The 393-nt window shown below is 56.2% G+C and carries 2 protein-coding genes; both read right to left on the bottom strand.

Annotation, left to right across the window (positions count from 1 at the left end; genetic code table 11):
* Nucleotides 1–138, bottom strand: a 138-nt coding sequence (locus EN780_RS41275; protein ID WP_245500343.1) for a thioredoxin family protein, incomplete at its 3' end; no start/stop codon positions are given.
* 17 nt (nucleotides 139–155) lie between these two features.
* The coding region (locus EN780_RS40240) for a hypothetical protein (protein WP_210215164.1) at nucleotides 156–393 on the bottom strand (238 nt) is incomplete at its 5' end.

Below are 393 nucleotides of genomic sequence, written 5' to 3'. Positions count from 1 at the left end.
GTCGACACATGGTCCGCACCAAGTCGCCCAAAATTCAACGAGGTAGACCTTGCCGGGCCGAAAGTTCGTGAGGGGCTCGCCACGCAGCCAGTTCTCCACTTTGATCGGAGGAGCCGGGGATCCCATACGCAGTTCCATGTTCGTATCCAAAGTTATCACACACCTTTCGTGTCTTTTGTCGCGAGTTGGTTTCTCTGTAGAATCGGAAGACGGATCTCGAGGCAATCGCTCCTCTGGCTTGCTTCAGCGAAGCTCTCACAGTGTTGCCGCCCATCAAGCAGCAATGGGCGTGCCAACCCCCTCAGCTCCGGTAAGCGGCGGGGAATGCTTTGAAAATTCTCCACGAGCCCAAACACGGCCGATTGTCGTGGACCTGACATGTCTTCTGCCGCT

This window comes from Mesorhizobium sp. M4B.F.Ca.ET.089.01.1.1 (assembly GCF_004022605.1).
Taxonomy (GTDB): domain Bacteria; phylum Pseudomonadota; class Alphaproteobacteria; order Rhizobiales; family Rhizobiaceae; genus Mesorhizobium; species Mesorhizobium abyssinicae.
This window is presented reverse-complemented; position numbering and strand designations above follow the sequence as displayed.